Annotated in this window: 15 protein-coding genes; 3 read left to right on the forward strand and 12 right to left on the reverse strand. The window is 71.0% G+C overall.

Going from position 1 to position 17,243, the window contains the following annotated elements:
* Nucleotides 1-127: 127 nt before the first annotated feature.
* The 5 genes from ACFJGV_RS11150 to ACFJGV_RS11170 form a co-directional block, all read right to left on the reverse strand.
* Nucleotides 128-1,177 (reverse strand): proline racemase family protein, encoded by a 1,050-nt coding sequence (locus ACFJGV_RS11150; RefSeq protein WP_378144002.1) that lies wholly within the window; start codon nucleotides 1,175-1,177, stop codon nucleotides 128-130.
* Between the two features lies 1 nt (nucleotide 1,178).
* Nucleotides 1,179-2,741 (reverse strand): aminomethyl-transferring glycine dehydrogenase subunit GcvPB, encoded by a 1,563-nt coding sequence (gene gcvPB / locus ACFJGV_RS11155; protein ID WP_378144004.1) that lies wholly within the window; start codon nucleotides 2,739-2,741, stop codon nucleotides 1,179-1,181.
* On the reverse strand, nucleotides 2,738-4,138 hold the full coding sequence (gene gcvPA, locus ACFJGV_RS11160; protein ID WP_378144005.1) for an aminomethyl-transferring glycine dehydrogenase subunit GcvPA: 1,401 nt from the start codon (nucleotides 4,136-4,138) through the stop codon (nucleotides 2,738-2,740). Before gcvPA ends, gcvPB begins: the two co-directional genes overlap by 4 nt.
* A 61-nt stretch (nucleotides 4,139-4,199) precedes the next feature.
* Nucleotides 4,200-5,318: an ATP-NAD kinase family protein gene (locus ACFJGV_RS11165; RefSeq protein ID WP_378144007.1), complete on the reverse strand. Its 1,119-nt coding sequence runs from the start codon at nucleotides 5,316-5,318 to the stop codon at nucleotides 4,200-4,202.
* Between the two features lie 4 nt (nucleotides 5,319-5,322).
* A complete protein-coding gene (locus tag ACFJGV_RS11170; protein WP_378144009.1) occupies nucleotides 5,323-6,693 on the reverse strand; it encodes an aminotransferase in 1,371 nt (456 codons plus the stop codon).
* Between the two features lie 115 nt (nucleotides 6,694-6,808).
* On the opposite strand from ACFJGV_RS11170, the gene ACFJGV_RS11175 reads away from it, so the two are divergent.
* From ACFJGV_RS11175 to ACFJGV_RS11185, 3 genes are all read left to right on the forward strand, one after another.
* Entirely contained in the window at nucleotides 6,809-8,278 is a 1,470-nt protein-coding gene (locus ACFJGV_RS11175; RefSeq protein ID WP_378144010.1) for an NAD-dependent succinate-semialdehyde dehydrogenase, read from the forward strand.
* Between the two features lie 73 nt (nucleotides 8,279-8,351).
* Complete coding sequence (locus tag ACFJGV_RS11180) at nucleotides 8,352-9,155, forward strand: IclR family transcriptional regulator C-terminal domain-containing protein (protein ID WP_378144011.1); 804 nt, start codon at nucleotides 8,352-8,354, stop codon at nucleotides 9,153-9,155.
* A gap of 55 nt (nucleotides 9,156-9,210) precedes the next feature.
* Nucleotides 9,211-10,293 (forward strand): NADH:flavin oxidoreductase/NADH oxidase, encoded by a 1,083-nt coding sequence (locus ACFJGV_RS11185; protein WP_378144012.1) that lies wholly within the window; start codon nucleotides 9,211-9,213, stop codon nucleotides 10,291-10,293.
* Nucleotides 10,294-10,399: 106 nt separating this feature from the next.
* Here the strand turns inward: ACFJGV_RS11185 and ACFJGV_RS11190 are convergent, their stop codons facing one another.
* The 7 genes from ACFJGV_RS11190 to ACFJGV_RS11220 form a co-directional block, all read right to left on the reverse strand.
* Nucleotides 10,400-10,597, reverse strand: coding sequence for a hypothetical protein (locus tag ACFJGV_RS11190; protein WP_378144013.1), 198 nt, complete (start codon nucleotides 10,595-10,597; stop codon nucleotides 10,400-10,402).
* A 158-nt stretch (nucleotides 10,598-10,755) separates the two neighbouring features.
* The gene (locus ACFJGV_RS11195) at nucleotides 10,756-11,079 is read right to left on the reverse strand and encodes a (2Fe-2S)-binding protein (protein ID WP_378144014.1); all 324 of its coding nucleotides are present in this window, start codon (nucleotides 11,077-11,079) and stop codon (nucleotides 10,756-10,758) included.
* On the reverse strand, nucleotides 11,076-12,020 hold the full coding sequence (locus tag ACFJGV_RS11200; RefSeq protein WP_378144015.1) for a dihydrodipicolinate synthase family protein: 945 nt from the start codon (nucleotides 12,018-12,020) through the stop codon (nucleotides 11,076-11,078). Before ACFJGV_RS11200 ends, ACFJGV_RS11195 begins: the two co-directional genes overlap by 4 nt.
* Nucleotides 12,021-12,063: 43 nt before the next feature.
* Complete coding sequence (locus ACFJGV_RS11205; protein ID WP_378144016.1) at nucleotides 12,064-14,760, reverse strand: FAD-dependent oxidoreductase; 2,697 nt, start codon at nucleotides 14,758-14,760, stop codon at nucleotides 12,064-12,066.
* A 3-nt stretch (nucleotides 14,761-14,763) separates the two neighbouring features.
* Nucleotides 14,764-15,621 carry an ABC transporter substrate-binding protein gene (locus ACFJGV_RS11210; protein WP_378144017.1) on the reverse strand — a complete coding sequence of 286 codons (858 nt, stop codon included), beginning with the start codon at nucleotides 15,619-15,621 and terminating at the stop codon, nucleotides 14,764-14,766.
* Between the two features lie 68 nt (nucleotides 15,622-15,689).
* Nucleotides 15,690-16,466, reverse strand: a complete 777-nt coding sequence (locus ACFJGV_RS11215; protein WP_378144018.1) for an amino acid ABC transporter permease — start codon at nucleotides 16,464-16,466, stop codon at nucleotides 15,690-15,692.
* Nucleotides 16,466-17,242 carry an amino acid ABC transporter ATP-binding protein gene (locus ACFJGV_RS11220; RefSeq protein WP_378148700.1) on the reverse strand — a complete coding sequence of 259 codons (777 nt, stop codon included), beginning with the start codon at nucleotides 17,240-17,242 and terminating at the stop codon, nucleotides 16,466-16,468. Before ACFJGV_RS11220 ends, ACFJGV_RS11215 begins: the two co-directional genes overlap by 1 nt.
* Nucleotide 17,243: the final 1 nt, after the last annotated feature.

A 17,243-nucleotide genomic window follows, 5' to 3' on the forward strand; every position in this document is an offset into this window, starting at 1 on the left:
ACCTCGGCGCCGATAGAGCCTGCGCTCGTCGCTTCGACACCGAATCGAGCGAAGCGCAGCGAATACGGAGGGACTCCGGCCGAAACGGTGTCGAGGTGACGACGTCGGTGGAAGGCCGACCAGCGGGCTACAGCGGAAAGCGGGGCGGCGGGGTGGGGCCCCAGGTGTCGGAGAGGGTGTAGCCGGCGGGGAAGGGGTCGCTCGGGTCGAGGCCGATCTGGGTGATGTCGGTGATCCACGCCTGGCCGGCGATCGTGCACGTGACCGCGTCGATCCCGCCGACCGCGGTGGTCGACACGACGCGCGCCTCGTACTGCGACCCCAGCACCGACTCGTGCACCAGCGTCTGGCCGGTGGCGATCTCGCCGCGGGCGTGCATCACCGCGAGGCGGGCGGAGGTCCCGGTCCCGCACGCCGACCTGTCGAGCCGCCCGGGCGGCACGGCGACGGCGTTGCGCGACCAGAGCGCGCCGTCGCGCTCCTCGACGGCGCCGGTGATGACCGTCTGCGTGATGGTCGGGTACTCCGGATGCAGGGGATGGCGCACGTCCAGCCCGGCTGCCGCTCGCGTGATCGCCTGCCCCGCCGCGGCGAGGTCGCCCGCCTCCTCCGCCGTCATCGCGAAGCCGAGGTCGTCGGCGCGCACGACGACGTAGACCATCCCGCCCCACGCCACATCGACCCGGAGGGTGCCGATGCCCGGCACCTCGAGCTGCCGGTCGAGGTCGAACACGAAGGAGGGCTGGTTCTCGAGCTCGACGCTCGTGACCTTGCCGCCGTCGCATCGGCAGCGCAGGCGCACGAGCCCCGCGGGTGACTCGAGCACCAGCAGGGTCTCGGGCTCGGCCATCTCGACCAGTCCGGTCTCGAGGATCACGGTCGCCACGCTGATCGTGTTGCTGCCCGACATCACCGCGTACCCGCTCGACTCCAGGATCACGTAGCCGAGCTGCGCACCCGGATGCGTCGCCGGCACCAGCACGTCGGCCGCGTGCAGGACCCCGCCGAGCGGCTCGAAGAGCAGCCGTCGGCGGTAGTGGTCGGCGTGGTCCTGCAGCCAGGTGCGCTTGTCGAAGACCGTGGCGCCCGGCACGTCGACGATCCCGCCCGTCACGACCCGCGCGTACTCACCGCCGGAGTGGGTGCCGACGGCGGTGAGCACGCGGCTCCAGCGCACGTCAGGCCGTCGCGTGCTTGCGGCGGTACGCGGCCCAGGTGGTGGCCCAGCGGGCGGGGTCGTCGAGGCCCGAGCCGTCGATCTGCGCGACGACCTGGTTGTGCGGCGCCGTCCTCACGAGCTCGGGATCGCGGCGACCCTCCTCGAGGACGTGCTCGAGCACGTCGATCCACTCGTCGAGGTCCTCCTTCGACCACATCTCGCCCGCCTCGGGTGTGAAGGGCTCCGGCACGATCCACGGCTCGTGGGCCAACCAGTAGGCGTCGATGCCGAAGTCGGTCATCCGGTTCTGGACGTCGACGGTCGAGAGCCCGGTCTCGGCGGTGTACTCCTCGAGCGAGTACCGCGTCATCTCCAGGCGGGGCAGCGCCTTCCCGGCGTACGACATGGTCACGCCCGGGATCCGCATGAGCCGGCGCTCCATGTAGTTGTTCGCGAGCACCGAGAGGTCGGCGGCCTCGCGCAGGCCGTCCGTCCCCATCGCCCGCGTCCAGGAGTAGGCCTTCACCAGCTGGGGCACGTTGCCGAAGAACTCGCGCACCCGGCCGACCGTCTGCTCCGGCTCGACGAGCGCGTACCCGTCGCCCTGCCTCTCCACCCGGGGGCCGGGCAGGAACGGCGCCAGCTCGGCGGAGCATCCGTATGCGCCGACCGACGGACCGTTGCCGCCCTTGGGCGCCCCGAACGTCTTGTGCAGCATGTACATGCAGGCGTCGAACCCCAGGTCGCGCGCCCTCAGCCGGGTCATCACGCCGTTGAAGTTGGCGCTGTCGTAGAACGCGAGGCCGCCCGCCGCGTGCACCGCGTCGATGACGTCCTTGATGTGCGGGTTGTAGATGCCCATGTCGTCGGGGTTGTTGAGCACCAGCGCGGCGGTCTGCGGGCCGATGACCGAGAGGAACGCCTCGAGCGCGGGGTAGCCGTCCTCCTCCACCGGGAGGGTCACCACCTCGAAGCCCGCCGCCTTCGCCGTCGCCGGGTTGCACGGATGCGCCTGCGCCGTCGTCACGATCTGCGTGCGCTGCGCCAGCTCACCGCGCGACTCGAACCAGGCGCGCGTGATGACCATGTTGAGGTAGGCAGCATCCGCGCCGCCGCCGGGCTGGAAGCTGAACGCCGACATCCCGGAGAGGTTGCACAGCTCGTCCTCGAGGTCGGCCACGATGCCGAGAAGGCCCTGCATCGTGGCGGCGTCCTGACGCGGATGCACCGCGGCCACCTCGGGACGCGCCGCGATCTGCTCGTTGACGGTGGGGCTGTGCTTCATCGTGCACGTGCCGAACAGGCTGATGCCCATCATCCCCAGCGTCTGCTGCGACAGGTGGGTGAAGTGACGGCGGACCTCGTACTCGGCGAGCTCGGGGAGGTCGGCGTCGGTCTCGCGACGCAGGCCCTCGGGGAAGAGCGGGCGCTCCGCCCGCTCGGACGACTCCGCGCGCTCGGACGGCTCCGGCCACTCGGCCCACGAGGCCGGCGGCACGACACCCCGGCGCCCCGGCGCGCCGAGTTCGTAGACGACGCCCTCGTCCCAGGACGCGGCGTGGTAGCGACGGACCCTGCTCATGCGAGCACCTCCTTCAGCGCGGCGACCAGCGCGCGCACGTCGTTCTCGGTCACCGTCTCGGTGACGCAGTACAGCGCGCATCCGGCGACGTCGTCGCCCTCGCCCGTGAGGTCGTGCCCACCGAGGATGCCCCGGTCGAACAGCGCCCGGTTGATCTCGGCGACCGAGCGTCCGGTGGCCGAGAAGTCGACGACGAACTCCTTGAACACGCGGTCGGCGTGACGCACCGTCACCCCCGGCACCTCGTCGATGAGCTCGGCAGCGGCGCGCGCGTTGGCGGCGACCGTCTCGGCGAGCTCGCGGAACCCGCGCGGCCCGAGGAGCGCCATGTAGACGGCGGCCCGGACGGCCCACAGGTAGACGGAGTTGCCCGTCCAGTCGTTGCCCAGCTCGCGAGACCCGTAGGAGGACTGGCCGAAGAGCGTCATGCCGAAGGCGCGCTCGCCCGGCTCGATCGTGGGGGCGATGCTCACCTGGAGCGTCGGGAACTGTCGCGCGTAGCGCTCCTCGTCACGCGAGGCGATGAAGCCGCCCACACCCCCGCCGCCGTTGAGGTGGATGCCGAGGGGTTGGAGCGAGCCCACGACGATGTCGGCGCCGAACTCGCTCGGCGGGGTGAGCCCGCCCAGCGAGATCGGGTCGACGCCGACGACCGCCTCGGCGCCCACCGCGTGAATCCGTTCGATCAGCGTCGCGAGGTCGTGCTCGATGACGCCCCACGAGTTCGGGGTCTCGAGGTAGACGGCCGCGACGCGCTCGTCGAGCACCTCGGCAAGCGCGTCGGCGGTGACCGTGCCGGTCTCCGGATCGACGGCCACGCGCCGCAGCTCGAGCGCTCCGCCGAGCTCGCGCGATCCGCAGTAGGTCTCGACGACGAGGCGGCGCTCTCTGTCGAGGTTCGCCGGGATCACGACGACGTCGCGGTCGGTGAGCCGGGCCGCCATGCGCAGCGCGTGGCCTGCCGCGCATCCCCAGCTGTAGACGGGGAGACCGACGAACTCGAGCTCGAGCAGCGCGCCGAGCTGGGACGCGAACTCGAACCACGCCTGGTTGCGGCCGTGGTCGGAGCTGGGGGTGCCCCACACCGAGGTCGAGATCTCGGGACGGGCCGCGATCTCGTCGCAGAGGGCCGGCACGTGGTGGTTCCAGTAGCCGCCGCCGAGGAAGGAGATGTGACTCTCGGTCGACGCGACGCCGCGGAGCCGGTCCTGCAGCATCCGCTGCAGCTCCCACTCCGAGCGGATGCCCGGCCGGTGCTCGACGCCCGCGTCGCTGCGGTGGTCGGCGGGGATCTGGGCGAACAGCTCGTCGGGATCGTCGATCCCCACCGCTTCGAGAAGCGCCTGTCTGCTCGCGGCGGCCGAGTTCGCCATGTAGGGATGTGCCTCGTGGGTCACGACTCTCTCCTGTTCGTGGGTCGCGGGGGTGGGGGTCTGCGCGGTCATGGGGTCTGCCCGGTCATGGGCCGGTGGGATGCGGGTCGGCGGCGGCGTCGAGCACCTTCATCACGACGCTCTGCCGGGCGCCCGTGCGCACCCGACGGTAGCCGAGCAGCGGATGCGCCCCGGCCGCGTCGCTGTCGACGAGCAGGACGGGCGGGGTCAGGGCGCCGACCTTCGCCGTCGTCGCCACGACCTCGACAGCCCCGGCCCCGATCGCCGCCACCACACGGGGGCTGATCTGCTGGTTGCCGCGACCGAGCAGGAAGCCCTGCCCGCCCACGACGCCGAGCACGAGCCGGGGCCTCGGCGAGGCCGACACGATCTCGAGCAGGCGGCGTTCGTCGACGTCGAACTCCACCGAGCCGTCGGCGCGACCCACGTCGACGCCACGCAGGGTGGGCTCGAAGCCGAGGAGCTCGGCGACGGCGCCCGCCCCGGTCCCCGGTCCGATGATCCAGGTCGTGTCCGGCGCAGCCGCGGCGACGACGTCCCGCGCCACCGCCTCCCGCTCCGCCGAGGGCGGTGCGACCGACTTCGCCCGCTGCAGCGCCTCCCGCCCGCGCGGTGCGGAGACGACGGCGAGCGGCGCGATCCGGCCGTCGACGCCCACGTCGAGCACCTCGGCCGTGCCGAGCGACGCATCCCCCGTCGCCCACTGGGCGAGAAGGCGCCCGGCGCCCTCGGGCGAGCGGGCGAACACCTCCGAGTGCATCTTCACCCCGGCGGGGACGCCGACCACGGCGAGCCCCGGCGCGACGGACGCGGCCACGTCGACCGCGGTGCCGTCGCCGCCCGCGAAGAGCAGGGCCGAGACACCGGCGCCCTGCAGCTCGGCCACCGCGGCGCGGGTGTCCGACGAGTCGGTCCGGCTGGTCGCGGCGCCCCGCACGGTGCGGTGCGGGATGCCGGCGGCCGCCAGCGAGTCAGCGCCCAGGACGCCCGCAGGCGCGACGATCTCGACGTCGCGGGTGTCGGCGAGCATCCGTCGCACCGCGCGCACCATCCGCTCTGCCGCCCGCCCCTCCGCGGCGGCCTGGTCGAACTGGTCGTCGGTGAGGCCGTCGGTGCCGTGCAGCCCGCGAGGGCCGCCGAACCCCGCGATGGGGTTCACCAGCACCCCGACGGCCCCGCCCACGGCGCTACGCGGTCTGCAGGTCGCGGACGGCGACGTCGAGCGCGGCGCGGACGCCCTTGACCATGCGCTCGAGCTCGTCGTCGGTGGTGACGAACGGCGGCGAGAACGACACGGTGTCGGCCGCGGGCAGCGCCCGGGTGATGACGCCCTCGGCGAGCGAGGCCTTCGTCACCGCGGTCGCAAAGGCGCCCTGCGCCTTGAAGGGGCGCAGCGGCTCGCGCGACTCGACGAACTCGACCGCGGCCATGAGCCCGCGCCCGCGCACCTCGCCGACGTTCGGGTGGTCACCGAACTCGGAGCGGAGCATCTGCTGGAAGACCTCGCCCTTGCGCGCCACCTCGTCGATGAGCCCGTCGCGCTCGATGATGTCGAGGTTGGCCATCGCCGCGGCGGCGGCGAGCGGATGCGCGGAGTACGTGTACCCGTGACCGAAGCTGCCGTACTTGGCCGACCCGTCGAGCAGCACGCTCCAGACGCGCTCGCTCACGAGCACCGCCGAGAGCGGGACGTAGGCGGAGGTGATGCCCTTCGCCACGGTCATGAGATCGGGGCGCATGCCCACCGCCTGGCTGCCGAACGGCACGCCCAGGCGACCGAAGCCGTTGACGACCTCATCCGCGATGAGCAGCACGTCGTAGCGGTCGAGCACCTCCTGGATCTTCGGGAAGTAGGTCTCGGGCGGCACGATGACGCCACCCGCGGCCATCACGGGCTCGGCGATGAAGGCCGCGACCGTGTCGGGCCCCTCGTTGACGATGAAGCGGTCGAGCTCGACCGCGAGGGTCGTGGCGAACTCGTCGTCGGTCTGGCCGGGCTCGCGCTCCCACAGCTGGTGCGGCGGGCGGACGTGGCGGATCATCGGCAACGGCAGGTCGAACCCGTCGTGCAGGTTCTGCAGGCCGGTCAGCCCGCCGGAGAGGACGGTGACGCCGTGGTAGCCGCGGCGGCGGGCGATGATCTTCTTCTTCTGGGGCCGGCCCAGCACGTTGTTGTAGTACCAGACGAGCTTCGCCTGGGTGTCGTTCGCATCCGATCCGGAGTTGCCGTAGAAGACCTTGCTCATGGGCACGGGCGCCATGCCGATGAGGCGCTCGGACAGGAGGGCGGGCAGCTCGGTGCCCATCGAGGAGAACGCGTGGAAGTAGGGGAGCTTCGACGCCTGGGCGTGCAGCGCCTCCGCCATGTCTGGATGCGAGTACCCCACGTTCACGCACCAGAGGCCGGCCATCGCATCCAGGTAATCTCGGCCGTTCCTATCCGTGACCGTCGCCCCGTGACCCTCCACGATCGTCATGTGGGGGCCGTTCTTCTCGTGAGCAGCCAGGTTCGTCATCGGGTGGAAGAGGTAGTTCCGGTCGAGGTCCTCGATGGTCATGTGACACCTTCGTTCGTTCGCATCGCGCACTAGTGGTCGCATTTCGCACATTACCCTCTATGCTGGACGAGGTTCAAACGGTTTCGTGTTTTTCGCCGGAAAGTCGAGGATGACCATGGGCATCACCCGTCAGCAGCTCATCGAGGGCGACCTCCTCCGCACCCAGATCCACGTCGGTGGGCAGTGGCGCGACGGGTCCGGCGGGCAGCGACGACCGGTGACAGATCCAGCCACGGGCGAGGAGATCGTCTCCGTCGCCGTGGCCACCGCCGACGACGTGCGCGACGCTATCGACGCCGCGTCCGTCGCCTTCGCGAGCTGGTCGAAGGTGCCCGCGCCCCAGCGTTCGAAGATCCTCCGCCGCTGGTACGACCTCGTGGTCGAGCACACCGACGAGCTCGCCGAGATCCTCACCTGGGAGCAGGGCAAGCCGCTCGCCGAGGCGCGCGCCGAGATCCTCTACGGAGCCGGCTTCATCGAGTGGTTCGCCGAGGAGGCCAAGCGCCTGTACGGCGAGGTCATCCCCACCAACAACCCCAACCGGCGGATGCTCACCACCCGAAACCCGGTCGGCGTCACCGCGGCGATCACCCCGTGGAACTTCCCCGCGGCGATGATCCTCCGCAAGGCCTCTCCCGCCCTGGCGGCGGGCTGCACGATGATCATCAAGCCGGCGAGCGAGACCCCGCTCTCGGCGTTCGCTCTCGTCGCGCTCGCCGAGAAGGCCGGCGTCCCCGCCGGCGTGCTCAGCGTGGTCAACGGCTCCGGCTCCGAGATCGGCGGCGTGCTCACCGCCGACGACCGGGTGCGGACCATCAGCTTCACCGGCTCGACGGAGGTGGGGCGCACGCTCATGGCGCAGTCGGCCGGCACGCTCAAGCACCTGGCCCTCGAGCTCGGCGGCAACGCGCCGCTCATCGTCTTCGACGACGCCGACATCGAGACCGCGGTCAAGGGCGCGATGGACTCCAAGTTCCGCAACGCCGGCCAGACCTGCGTGTGCGCCAACCGCATCCTCGTGCAGGACGGCATCCACGACGAGTTCGTCGCGGCCTTCTCGAAGGCGGTCGCGAAGCTGCGCGTCGGCGACGGCCGCGATCCGGAGGTCACCCAGGGACCGCTGATCTCGCAGGGCGCACTCGAGAAGGTGCAGTCGCACATCGCCGACGCCGTCGGCAAGGGTGCGACCGTGCTCAACGGCGGCGAGGTGACCGAGCTGGGCGGCACCTTCTTCTCGCCCACGCTTCTCGTCGGGGCGACCCGCGAGATGGTGATCGCGACCGAGGAGACCTTCGGCCCCGTCGCCCCGGTCTTCCGCTTCAGCACAGAGGAAGAGGCGATCGAGCTCGCGAACGCGACGGAGTTCGGTCTGGCCGGTTACTTCTTCAGCCGCGACATCGGCCGCATCACCCGCGTCGCCGAGGCGCTGGAGGTGGGCGTCGTCGGCGTCAACACCGGGCTCATCTCGTACGAGGGGGCGCCGTTCGGCGGGGTCAAGCAGTCGGGGATCGGCCGCGAGGGCTCGCTCCACGGGATCGACGAGTATACCGAGATGAAGTACATCTGCATCGAGGGCGTTGCGTGACGCCGCGATCCGCCCGAGGATGCACGGATTGGTAGCCTTTACCATCTCTTCACGTTCGGCAGAGGATGCAGCGATGACCGATGTTGACCCTGATCGCAAGTCGAGTGAGTTCATCCAGTCACTCGACCGGGGGCTTGCGGTCATCAGGGCGTTCTCCGATGAGCGCGACCTGCTCTCCCTGGCCGACGTCTCGAAGATCACCAAGCTCAGCCGGGCCTCCGTGCGCCGCGCGCTCCTGACGCTCGAGACTCTCGGCTACGTGGGCAGCAAGCAGAACCGCTTCTACCTGCGGCCGCGCGTGCTCGACCTCGGCTACGCGTTCCTCTCGTCGTCGTCGTCGATCGACATCACCCAGGACCACCTGAGGAGGCTGTCAGCGCGTATCGGCGAGAGCGTCTCCGCCTGCGAGTACGACGACGGAGACGTGGTCTACGTGGCCAGGGCAGCGGCCGAGACGATCATGCCCATCCGGCTCGGCATCGGCCGACGCCTGCCGGCGTTCTGCACCTCGACCGGGCGCGTGCTGCTGTCGGAGTTCTCGCCCGCGCAGCTCGACCGCTACTTCGAGACGTACCCGCGAGAGAAGCTCTCGCCGGCGACGATCATCGACGAGAGCGCGCTCCGCGACGCGATCGCCGAGGTGCGCGAGCAGGGCTGGTCGCTGAACAACCAGGAGGTCGACCTCGGTGCGCGCTCGATCGCCGCACCCGTCGTCGGCGCCGACGGCCGCTACCTCAACGCGGTCAACATCTCCGTCTCCACCTCCCGGGTCTCGGTCGACCAGCTGCTCGAGGAGTTCCTCCCCCAGCTGCTCGCCGCCACCTCGAAGATCAGCGCCGACATCGGGCTGCTGAACCGTCGCAAGTCGTACGAGTAACGCCTCGTCGCCCTCCCCGAACTCCGCTCCACCTCCCATCTCCCGAAGGAGAGCCGTGCCCCGCGCCACCCCCCGCCTGTTCGAGCCCATCACCATCAACGGGCTGACCCTCCCCCACCGGCTCTGGGTCGCACCCATGTGCATGTACTCCTCCGTCGACGGCATGCCGAGCGACTGGCACATGGTCCACCTGGGATCGTTCGCCATCGGCCGTGCCGGCCTGATCATGACCGAGGCCACGTCCGTGTCGCCCGAGGGGCGGATCACGCCCGACGACGCCGGCATCTGGAACGACGCGCAGGCCGAGGCGTGGAAGAAGGTGACCGGCTTCGTGCACGGCATGGACAGCGCCATCGGCATCCAGCTCTCGCACGCGGGCCGCAAGGCGTCGACCTACCCGCCCACCCGCGGCCGCGGGTCCGTGCCCGAGGACGAGGGCGGCTGGCCGACGCTCGGCCCGTCGAACCTCGCCTACGGCAACTTCACCGTCCCCACCGCGCTCGACGTCGACGGCATCCGCCGCATCGTCGACGACTTCGCCGCGGGTGCGCGCCGGGCCGTCGAGGCCGGGTTCGACCTCATCGAGATCCACGGCGCGCACGGCTACCTGCTCGGACAGTTCCTGTCGCCGCTGTCGAACGACCGCACCGACGAGTACGGCGGCGACGCCGAGGGCCGCGCCCGCATCGTCTCCGAGGTCATCCAGGCCGTCCGCGCCGAGATCCCGGCCGGGATGCCGCTGGTGCTGCGCCTGTCGGCCACCGACTGGGTGGAGGGCGGGGTCACGGTCGACGACACGGTCGAGACCATCCGGATGCTGCCGCCCGTCGACCTCGTCAGCGTCTCCTCCGGCGGCAACGACCCGCGCCAGCGCATCAACGCGAGCCCCGGCTACCAGCAGCCGCTCTCGCGTCACGTCCGCGCGCAGACCGACGCGCCCGTCGGCGTCGCCGGCCTCATCACCACCCCGGAGCACGCCGAGTCGGTGCTCACCTCGGGCGACGCCGACGTGGTCTACGTGGCCCGCCAGTTCCTCCGCGAGCCCACGTTCCCGCTGCGCGCGGCCGCCGCCCTGCAGGGCGAGCTCCCCTGGGCCTGGCAGTACAACCGCGCGAAGTACATCGAGAGCATCCCCTGATCCTCCCCCTCCCCCGCGGTTTCGCTGCCTCTCTGACCTCTCGCTGGGCCATTGACCCCGCGAGAGGTCACGGAGGCCGCGACAACCTGGATGCGACGGGCGCGTCCTAGCGCGACTCCGCGATCCGCTTGATCTCGGCGAAGCGGGCATCCCACTGGGTGCCGATCGCGTCGAGCCGGTCGGTGGCGACCGAGAGCCGCTCGCCCACCGCCCGGAACCGCAACTCACGGCCCGATGGCACGGATTCGACCAGGCCTGCCTCCGCCAGCACGGAGAAATGCTTGGCGATCGCCTGTCGCGTCACGAGTAGCCTTCGCGCCGTACCCACGCTGCTTTCGCTGCCTCTTTGGCGTTTCGCTGGGTCATTGAACATGCGAGAAGTCAAAGAGGCAGCGAAAGCCTCGAGGAGGGGGCGCGGGAGCCGCGCGCGGGAGCCGCGCGCGGGAGCCGCGCGCGGGCGGGTCAGTGGCGCGGGGCGCGGGGCGCGCCGGCGGGGCCGGCGCCGTCCTGGTGCTCGACGGTCATGCCCTCGCGCACCCAGGTGACGCAGGTGCGGGTGTTGGGCACGCCGTCGACTACCATCACGCAGTCGAAGCAGACGCCCATGCCGCAGAAGTAGCCGCGCGGCTGCGCTCGCTCCGTCGTCCGCAGGCCGAGGTCGCGGTCGGCCATGACCGCCGCGGAGACGGTCTCGCCCTCGTAGGCCTCCGCGGGCACGCCGTCGAGCACGAACTCGATGCGGCGTCCGCGCTCGAGTCCGTGCCCGGGGAGGCGCGTGCCGCTCATGCGGACTGCGTGGCGGGCTCGAGCAGGCCCTCCTCGACGAGCACCGCGCGGAGCGCGTCGAGCTTGGCCGGGTCGGTGATCGGCAGGCGCGGGCGACGGACGTGGCCGGCGGGCTGCCCGAGCATCCGCATCAGCTCCTTGAGCTGCGCCTGGTACGAGCCGTAGTGCCCTGCCCAGCCTCCCGGCAGCCAGAGCTTCGGGAAGAGCGCATCGGCGCGTGCGGCGTACTCGCGCATCGCGTCGGCGTTCCCGGCCCAGTAGTCCTCCCAGAACTGCGGATCGGGCTGCCCATTGAGCGAGCCGCCGCCGACGAACCCGTCGCCGCCCTCGCTGAGCAGCACGTCCACTCCGCGGCTCGACATGTACGGGCCGAAGACGCGGACCCGGTCGCGCACCCGACGCGACGTCTCGAAGAACTGGTCGGCGTCGGGCGTGCTGTCCTTGATGGCCACGACAGAGTCGATGTCGGCCAGGCGGTCGGCGAGGTCGCTACCGATGTCGACGCCGGTGCCGTGCGGCCAGTTGTAGACCACCAGAGGCGCCTTCACGAGGTCGCTGATCTCCTCGTACCAGGCGACGACCTCGTCCGGGAACAGCTTGATGTACGGCGGCGCCGAGGCGAGCACGCCGTCCGCTCCCGCGGCCATCGCATGGTCGGCGAGGTCGCGCACGTTCGACGCCTGGTTCGACGTGCATCCGACCAGCACGCGGAGCCTGCCCCGGGCGGCGGCGACGGCCGTCTCCGCGACGGCCTTGCGCTCCTCGGTGGTCTGCGAGAACCACTCGCCGCAGGTCCCGTTGACGACGGCGCCGTGCATGCCTCTCTCGGCATACTGGTCGATCAGCGCGGCGAGCGTGTCGGTGTCGAGCTCTCCCGACTCGGTGAAGGGGGTGACCACGGCCGGGAAGTAGCCGGCCCAGTCGATGTCATCGCGGTTCATCGGCGACTGTCTCCTTTGATGAGGGATGGGATGGGGATGGTGGTCAGGCCGCCGCGGTGGTGGCCGCCCGATCGAGCGAGAACCGCTCGGGGAACGGCGTCGTCTGCGTTCGGCTGACGATCTGCTCGGCGAGCTGGCGGGCGAAGATCGGCGTGAAGGTGAACCCGGTCGTCGACACGCACGCGTAGTAGCCCGGGACGGCCTGCGATTCGCCGACGATCGGCGAGAGGTCGTCGGTGAAGGCGATCACGCCCGACCAGGTGCGCACGACGCGCACGTCCTCGAGCGCCGGAACCACGTCGAGGGCGACACGGAGGTTGCCTGCGGCGCTCTGCCAGGTGGTCGGGAACCGGCGCGGGTAGCCGCTCGTGGCCGTCGGCCACCCGCCGCCGATGATGAAGGAGCCGTGGTGCGACTGCTTGAGCGTGAGCCTGCGGCCGATGTGCTGCACCATCGACGGCAGCAGCGGCTCGCGGGCCTCGGTGACGTTGACGTGCAGGCCCTCACGCCGGATGGGGAACCGCAGCCCGACCATCGACGCGATCTCCCCCGCCCAGCCGCCCGCGCAGTTGACGATGCGGTGGGCGCGGACGGTGCCGTGATTCGTGCGCACCGTGAAGCGCGGCCCTGCACCGCTCTCGTTCACCTGGATCGCGAACACCTCCGCCCTGGTGCGGATGCGCGCCCCGAGCTCCATCGCCCGCCTGGCGTAGAACGGCGTCGCCACGAGCGGATTGGCGTGGCCCTCCAGGCCGCAGTAGGTCGCGCCGAGCACGCGGTCGGAGAAGTACGGCGCACGGCGGCGCAGCTCCTCGCCCGTGACGACCTCGGTCTCGATGCCCGCCGCCTCTTCGAGCTCGTGCTTCTCGAAGAGCAGGCGCACCTGCTCCTCGGTCTCGGCGACCATCCATCCGCCGGTCTGGTGCAGGCCCAGGTCGGCGTCGAGCTCCGCGCCCAGCTCGGTCCACAGGCCGTAGGCCTCGACGCTCGCCCGCGCCTCGCTGAGGAGTCGGTCATGGTCGGCGCCCGTGCCCTTGCCGGAGAGCTGGTGGATGGCGAGCTGGAAGTGGAAGCTGCCCGCGTTCGTGCCCGACGCCTCGCGGTTGAGCTCTCCGCGCTCGAGCAGCTCGACGTCGATGCCCTCCTTGGCGAGGTAGTAGGCGACCGCGGCCCCCGCGATGCCGCCGCCGATGATGAGGACGTCGGTGTCGGTGACCGGGCCGTCCTCGATCCAGCTCGGGCCCACCTCGGACAGGTCGGTGCGGGGCGGCTCGACGGGAGCACCCTCCTTGGCCTTGAACAGGCCCGGGTCGCCGACCCGTTCGTCGGCGATCGCGCCGATGGCGGTCGGACGCACGGGCATGCGCGGGGTGGCGACCTCCACTTCGGCGGCGGAGACTCCGCGCTGCGCGGCGACCATCGCGGCGATGTGGCGTCCGCACATCCGGCCCTGGCAGGGGCCCATGCCGGCGCGGGTGAGTCCCTTCGCGGCACTGACGTCGGGGGCCTCGGCGATCGCCTCGGTGAGCTGGGATGCGGTGACGCCCTCGCAGCGGCAGACCACGGTGTCGGGGGTGGCCAGGTCGTAGATGCCCTGACCCACGCCGTACATCCGCTCGGTGGCGCGCGTGAGCGCACGGCGGTGGCCGAGCCGACGGCGGAGCGGCCGAGCCTGCTGCGCGGTGGCCTGCTCGCTCATCCGACCCAGGTCGGAGGCGGCGGCGTAGGCGGCGAGGCGGCCTTCGTCGACGGCCACGGCGGATCCCTCGACCCCGGCGCCGTCTCCGATGGCGTAGACACCGGGGACGTCGGTCCGTCCCCAGTCGTCGCGGCGGACGACGGGGCCGCCGAGGTCCTCGTCGACGTCGAAGCCGCATCCGACGAGGCGCAGCAGCTCGGTGGACGGGCTGAAGCCGTAGCCGATGCAGAGCACGTCGGCGTCGACGGTCTCCTCCGTGCCGGGCACCACGCGCCACTCGTCGTCGACGCGGGCGTGGACCACGCGCTCGAGGTGGGTCTCACCCTCGGCGCGGATGACCATGCGTCGGTAGCGGAGCGGGATGCGGTGGGTCAGCAGGGCGGCCTGGTAGCGGGCGGCGTCGAGGAGCAGTCCGGCGTTGCCGGGCGCCACGGCCGCGATCCGTGCGAGGTCGCCGGGCGCCGGAGCGGGGCCGGCCTCGAGCGCGGTGACGATGTTCGCGCCGTACCCCGCCAGCTGGGCGGGGAAGGCGAGAGCCACGGGCCCGGATCCTGCGAACACGATGCGGTCACCGGGGACGTAGGACTGGGTCTTCGCGAGGGTCTGGAGACCTCCCGCGGTGATGACGCCCGGGAGCGTCCACCCCGGGAAGACCACCGGGCGGTCGTTCGCGCCGGCGGCGACGATCACGCGGCGGGCGCGGATCGGCTCGACGGCGGCGCCGTCGGTCTGCGCCATCGCGAGCCAGCCGTCGCCGGCCGGTTCGAGGTCGACGACGGACGTGCGCAGCAGCACCGTGGCGGCGCTCGCCTCGACCTCGTCGATCAGGGCCCGGCCGGCGCGGTACTGCTTGCCCATCTCCTTGGCGTCGGTGACGCGCATCCCGGGGCCGGGCTGCTTGTACACCTGACCACCGAGAGTGGGCCGCTCGTCGATGAGCACGACGTCCAACCCCGTCGCGGCGGCGGTGGCGGCCGCGGCCATCCCGGCAGGGCCTCCGCCGACGATCAGGAGGTCGAACGCGTGCTCATCGACGGTCATCTGTCAGCAGCCCTCCGGCATCGCGGGCATGGTCGGCGCCATCCACTTGGTGTACAGCTTCTCGAGCGTGCCGTCGTTCTGCGCCTTGCAGAGGAAGGCGTCGACCGCATCGGTGAGCTTGGTGTTGCCCTTCTGGACGCCGTAGGAGCCGTAGTACAGCGCCAGCGGGTCGTCGGTGTCGAGGGGCTTCACCTGGTTCGGGTTGCTGCGGTCGAACTCGGCGAGGATGTAGTCCTCGACGACGGTGGCGTCCGCACGCCCGGTCGCGACCTCGAGGAGCGCCGCGTTCTGGTCCGGGAAGGTCGCGACGGTGGCGTTCGGGAACGTGTCGCGGATGAGCTGCTCGCTCGTCGAGCCCTGGAGCGCCGTGATCGTCACGCCGGCCTGGTTGTAGTCGTCGACGTTCGTGCCGCGCGTGGAGTTCGGCGACGCCGCGAGCACGGTGGCGTAGGGCACGTAGCCGCGGCTGAAGTCGATGACCTTCTTGCGCTCGTCGGTGGCGCCGAGGCCCACGGAGACGATGTCGAACTGCTTCGACTGCAGGCCCGGGATGAGGCCGTTGAAGTCGAGGTTTTGGATGTCGAGCTTCACGCCCAGGTCGTCGGCCATGGCGTTCAGCAGGTCGACGTCGTAACCGGTCGGGTTGCCCGAGTCGTCGAGGTACATCTCGGGCTTGTACTGCAGGTTCATGCCCACGACGAGGGTGCCGGGGGTCATGAGGCCGAGGTCGTCGCCGCCGGAGGCGGCGTTCGAGTCGGAGGGCGCGCTGGAGCCGCCGCTGCACGCGGTCAGCGCCAGTGCTGCCGCGGCGAGCGCCGCTGCGAGGGGAAGTCTCAACGACTTCAGCATTCGAGATGTCACGGGTCTCTCCATTCTGTGGTGTGTGATTGCGGTGGGTGGAACGTGGTGCTGTCGGATGCCCGTGTCGCCTAGTGCAGCGACGGCACGGACGAGGTGGCGAGCTCGCCCGCCTTGACCCGGTCGACGATCGACTCGATCTGGCGCTGCTGGCGGGTGCGCAGCAGACGGCCCAGGATGCCGAGCGGCGGCCGGACGTAGGCTCCCTCGATGAGGCGGAAGACGAGATCGATCGCGAACGCGGCCAGGACGTAGATGATCGCGGCCGCCGTGTAGAGCACGAACGGCTGGAACGTGGTCGCCACGAGGTTCTGGGTCACGCGCACGACCTCGAGGAGGCCGATCACGGTGAAGGTCGAGGTGTCCTTGACCATGCCGATGAACATGCTGCCGATGTTGGGGAAGGCGATCTTCAGCGCCTGCGGGAGCGTCACCGAGAAGAAGATCTGGCTCGAGCGCATCCCGAGTGCCCAACCCGCCTCACGGTGCCCCGGGGGCACGGCCTGAAGCGCGGAGCGGAAGATCTCGGCGAAGAACGCGCTGTAGAGGAGAGACAGCGCGATCACGCCGGCCTGGAAGACGCTGAACTTGATGTTGAGCAGCAGGGCCAGGCCGAAGTAGACCCAGATGACGCTGACCAGCGCGGGCACGCCGCGGAAGATGTTGATGTAGGCCAGCGCGATCCAGTTCAGCGGTCGCGGCGCGGCGCGGAGGACGGCGAGCAGCAGCCCGCACACCACCGAGATGAGCAGGGCCACGACGGCCACCGCCGCCGCAGTCCACAGGCCGCCCAGGAGGGCGTCCCGGTTGTCCCAGATCAGACTCCAGTCGTAATCGCCGATGGACATCACATCACCGCCCTGAGGAACTCACGCGCGCGGTCGCTCGTGCAGTTCTCGTAGAAGCCTCGAGGTCCGGACTCGACGATGCGGCCGTCCTCCATGAACACGTTGAGATCACCGATCTCCTTGGCGAAGCCGAGCTCGTGGGTGACGACGACCATGGTCATGCCGGTCTCCGCCACCTCGCGCATCGTCTTCAGCACCTCGCCGACCAGCTCGGGGTCGAGGGCGGAGGTGGGCTCGTCGAACAGGATCACCTCGGGGTCGAGGGCCAGCGCGCGGGCGATCGCCACGCGCTGCTGCTGGCCGCCCGACAGCTCCGCCGGGTAGTGCCCGGCTCGGGCGATCAGCCCGACCCGTCGCAGGGCCACCGCGGCCTTCTCGCGTGCCGCCTCCTTGCCGAGGCGGTGCACCTTCCGCAGCGGGAGCGCGACGTTGTCGAGCGCGCACAGGTGCGGGAAGAGGTTGAACTGCTGGAAGACCATGCCGACCCGACGGCGGAGGGCGAGGCGTCCGCCGCGCTTCACACCGGCTTCGCCGGGCAGGCCGGGTCCGTATTCGACGCCGTCGACCTGCAGCGACCCGGAGTCGGGGTCGGCGAGCAGGTTGATGCTCCGCAGCACCGTCGACTTCCCGGATCCCGAGGGGCCGAACAGCACGACGTGCTGGCCGCGCTGCACCTCCAGGTCGATGTCGAAGAGCACCTGCGTCGCGCCGAACGACTTGTTGATGCGTCTCATCTGGATGATCGGCGCCTGCGGCCGATCGGCGGAGGCCTCCATC

The organism is Cnuibacter sp. UC19_7 (assembly GCF_042699995.1).
In the GTDB taxonomy this organism is placed as follows: Bacteria; Actinomycetota; Actinomycetes; order Actinomycetales; family Microbacteriaceae; genus Cnuibacter.

Coding starts and splice junctions, on each gene's coding strand:
- gcvPB (WP_378144004.1), bottom strand. CDS start 2,741: ATGAGCAGGGTCCGTCGCTACCACGCCGCGTCCTGGGACGAGGGCGTC.
- ACFJGV_RS11170 (WP_378144009.1), bottom strand. CDS start 6,693: ATGACCATCGAGGACCTCGACCGGAACTACCTCTTCCACCCGATGACG.
- ACFJGV_RS11175 (WP_378144010.1), top strand. CDS start 6,809: ATGGGCATCACCCGTCAGCAGCTCATCGAGGGCGACCTCCTCCGCACC.
- ACFJGV_RS11180 (WP_378144011.1), top strand. CDS start 8,352: ATGACCGATGTTGACCCTGATCGCAAGTCGAGTGAGTTCATCCAGTCA.
- ACFJGV_RS11195 (WP_378144014.1), bottom strand. CDS start 11,079: ATGAGCGGCACGCGCCTCCCCGGGCACGGACTCGAGCGCGGACGCCGC.
- ACFJGV_RS11200 (WP_378144015.1), bottom strand. CDS start 12,020: ATGAACCGCGATGACATCGACTGGGCCGGCTACTTCCCGGCCGTGGTC.
- ACFJGV_RS11205 (WP_378144016.1), bottom strand. CDS start 14,760: ATGACCGTCGATGAGCACGCGTTCGACCTCCTGATCGTCGGCGGAGGC.
- ACFJGV_RS11215 (WP_378144018.1), bottom strand. CDS start 16,466: ATGTCCATCGGCGATTACGACTGGAGTCTGATCTGGGACAACCGGGAC.
- ACFJGV_RS11220 (WP_378148700.1), bottom strand. CDS start 17,242: ATGGAGGCCTCCGCCGATCGGCCGCAGGCGCCGATCATCCAGATGAGA.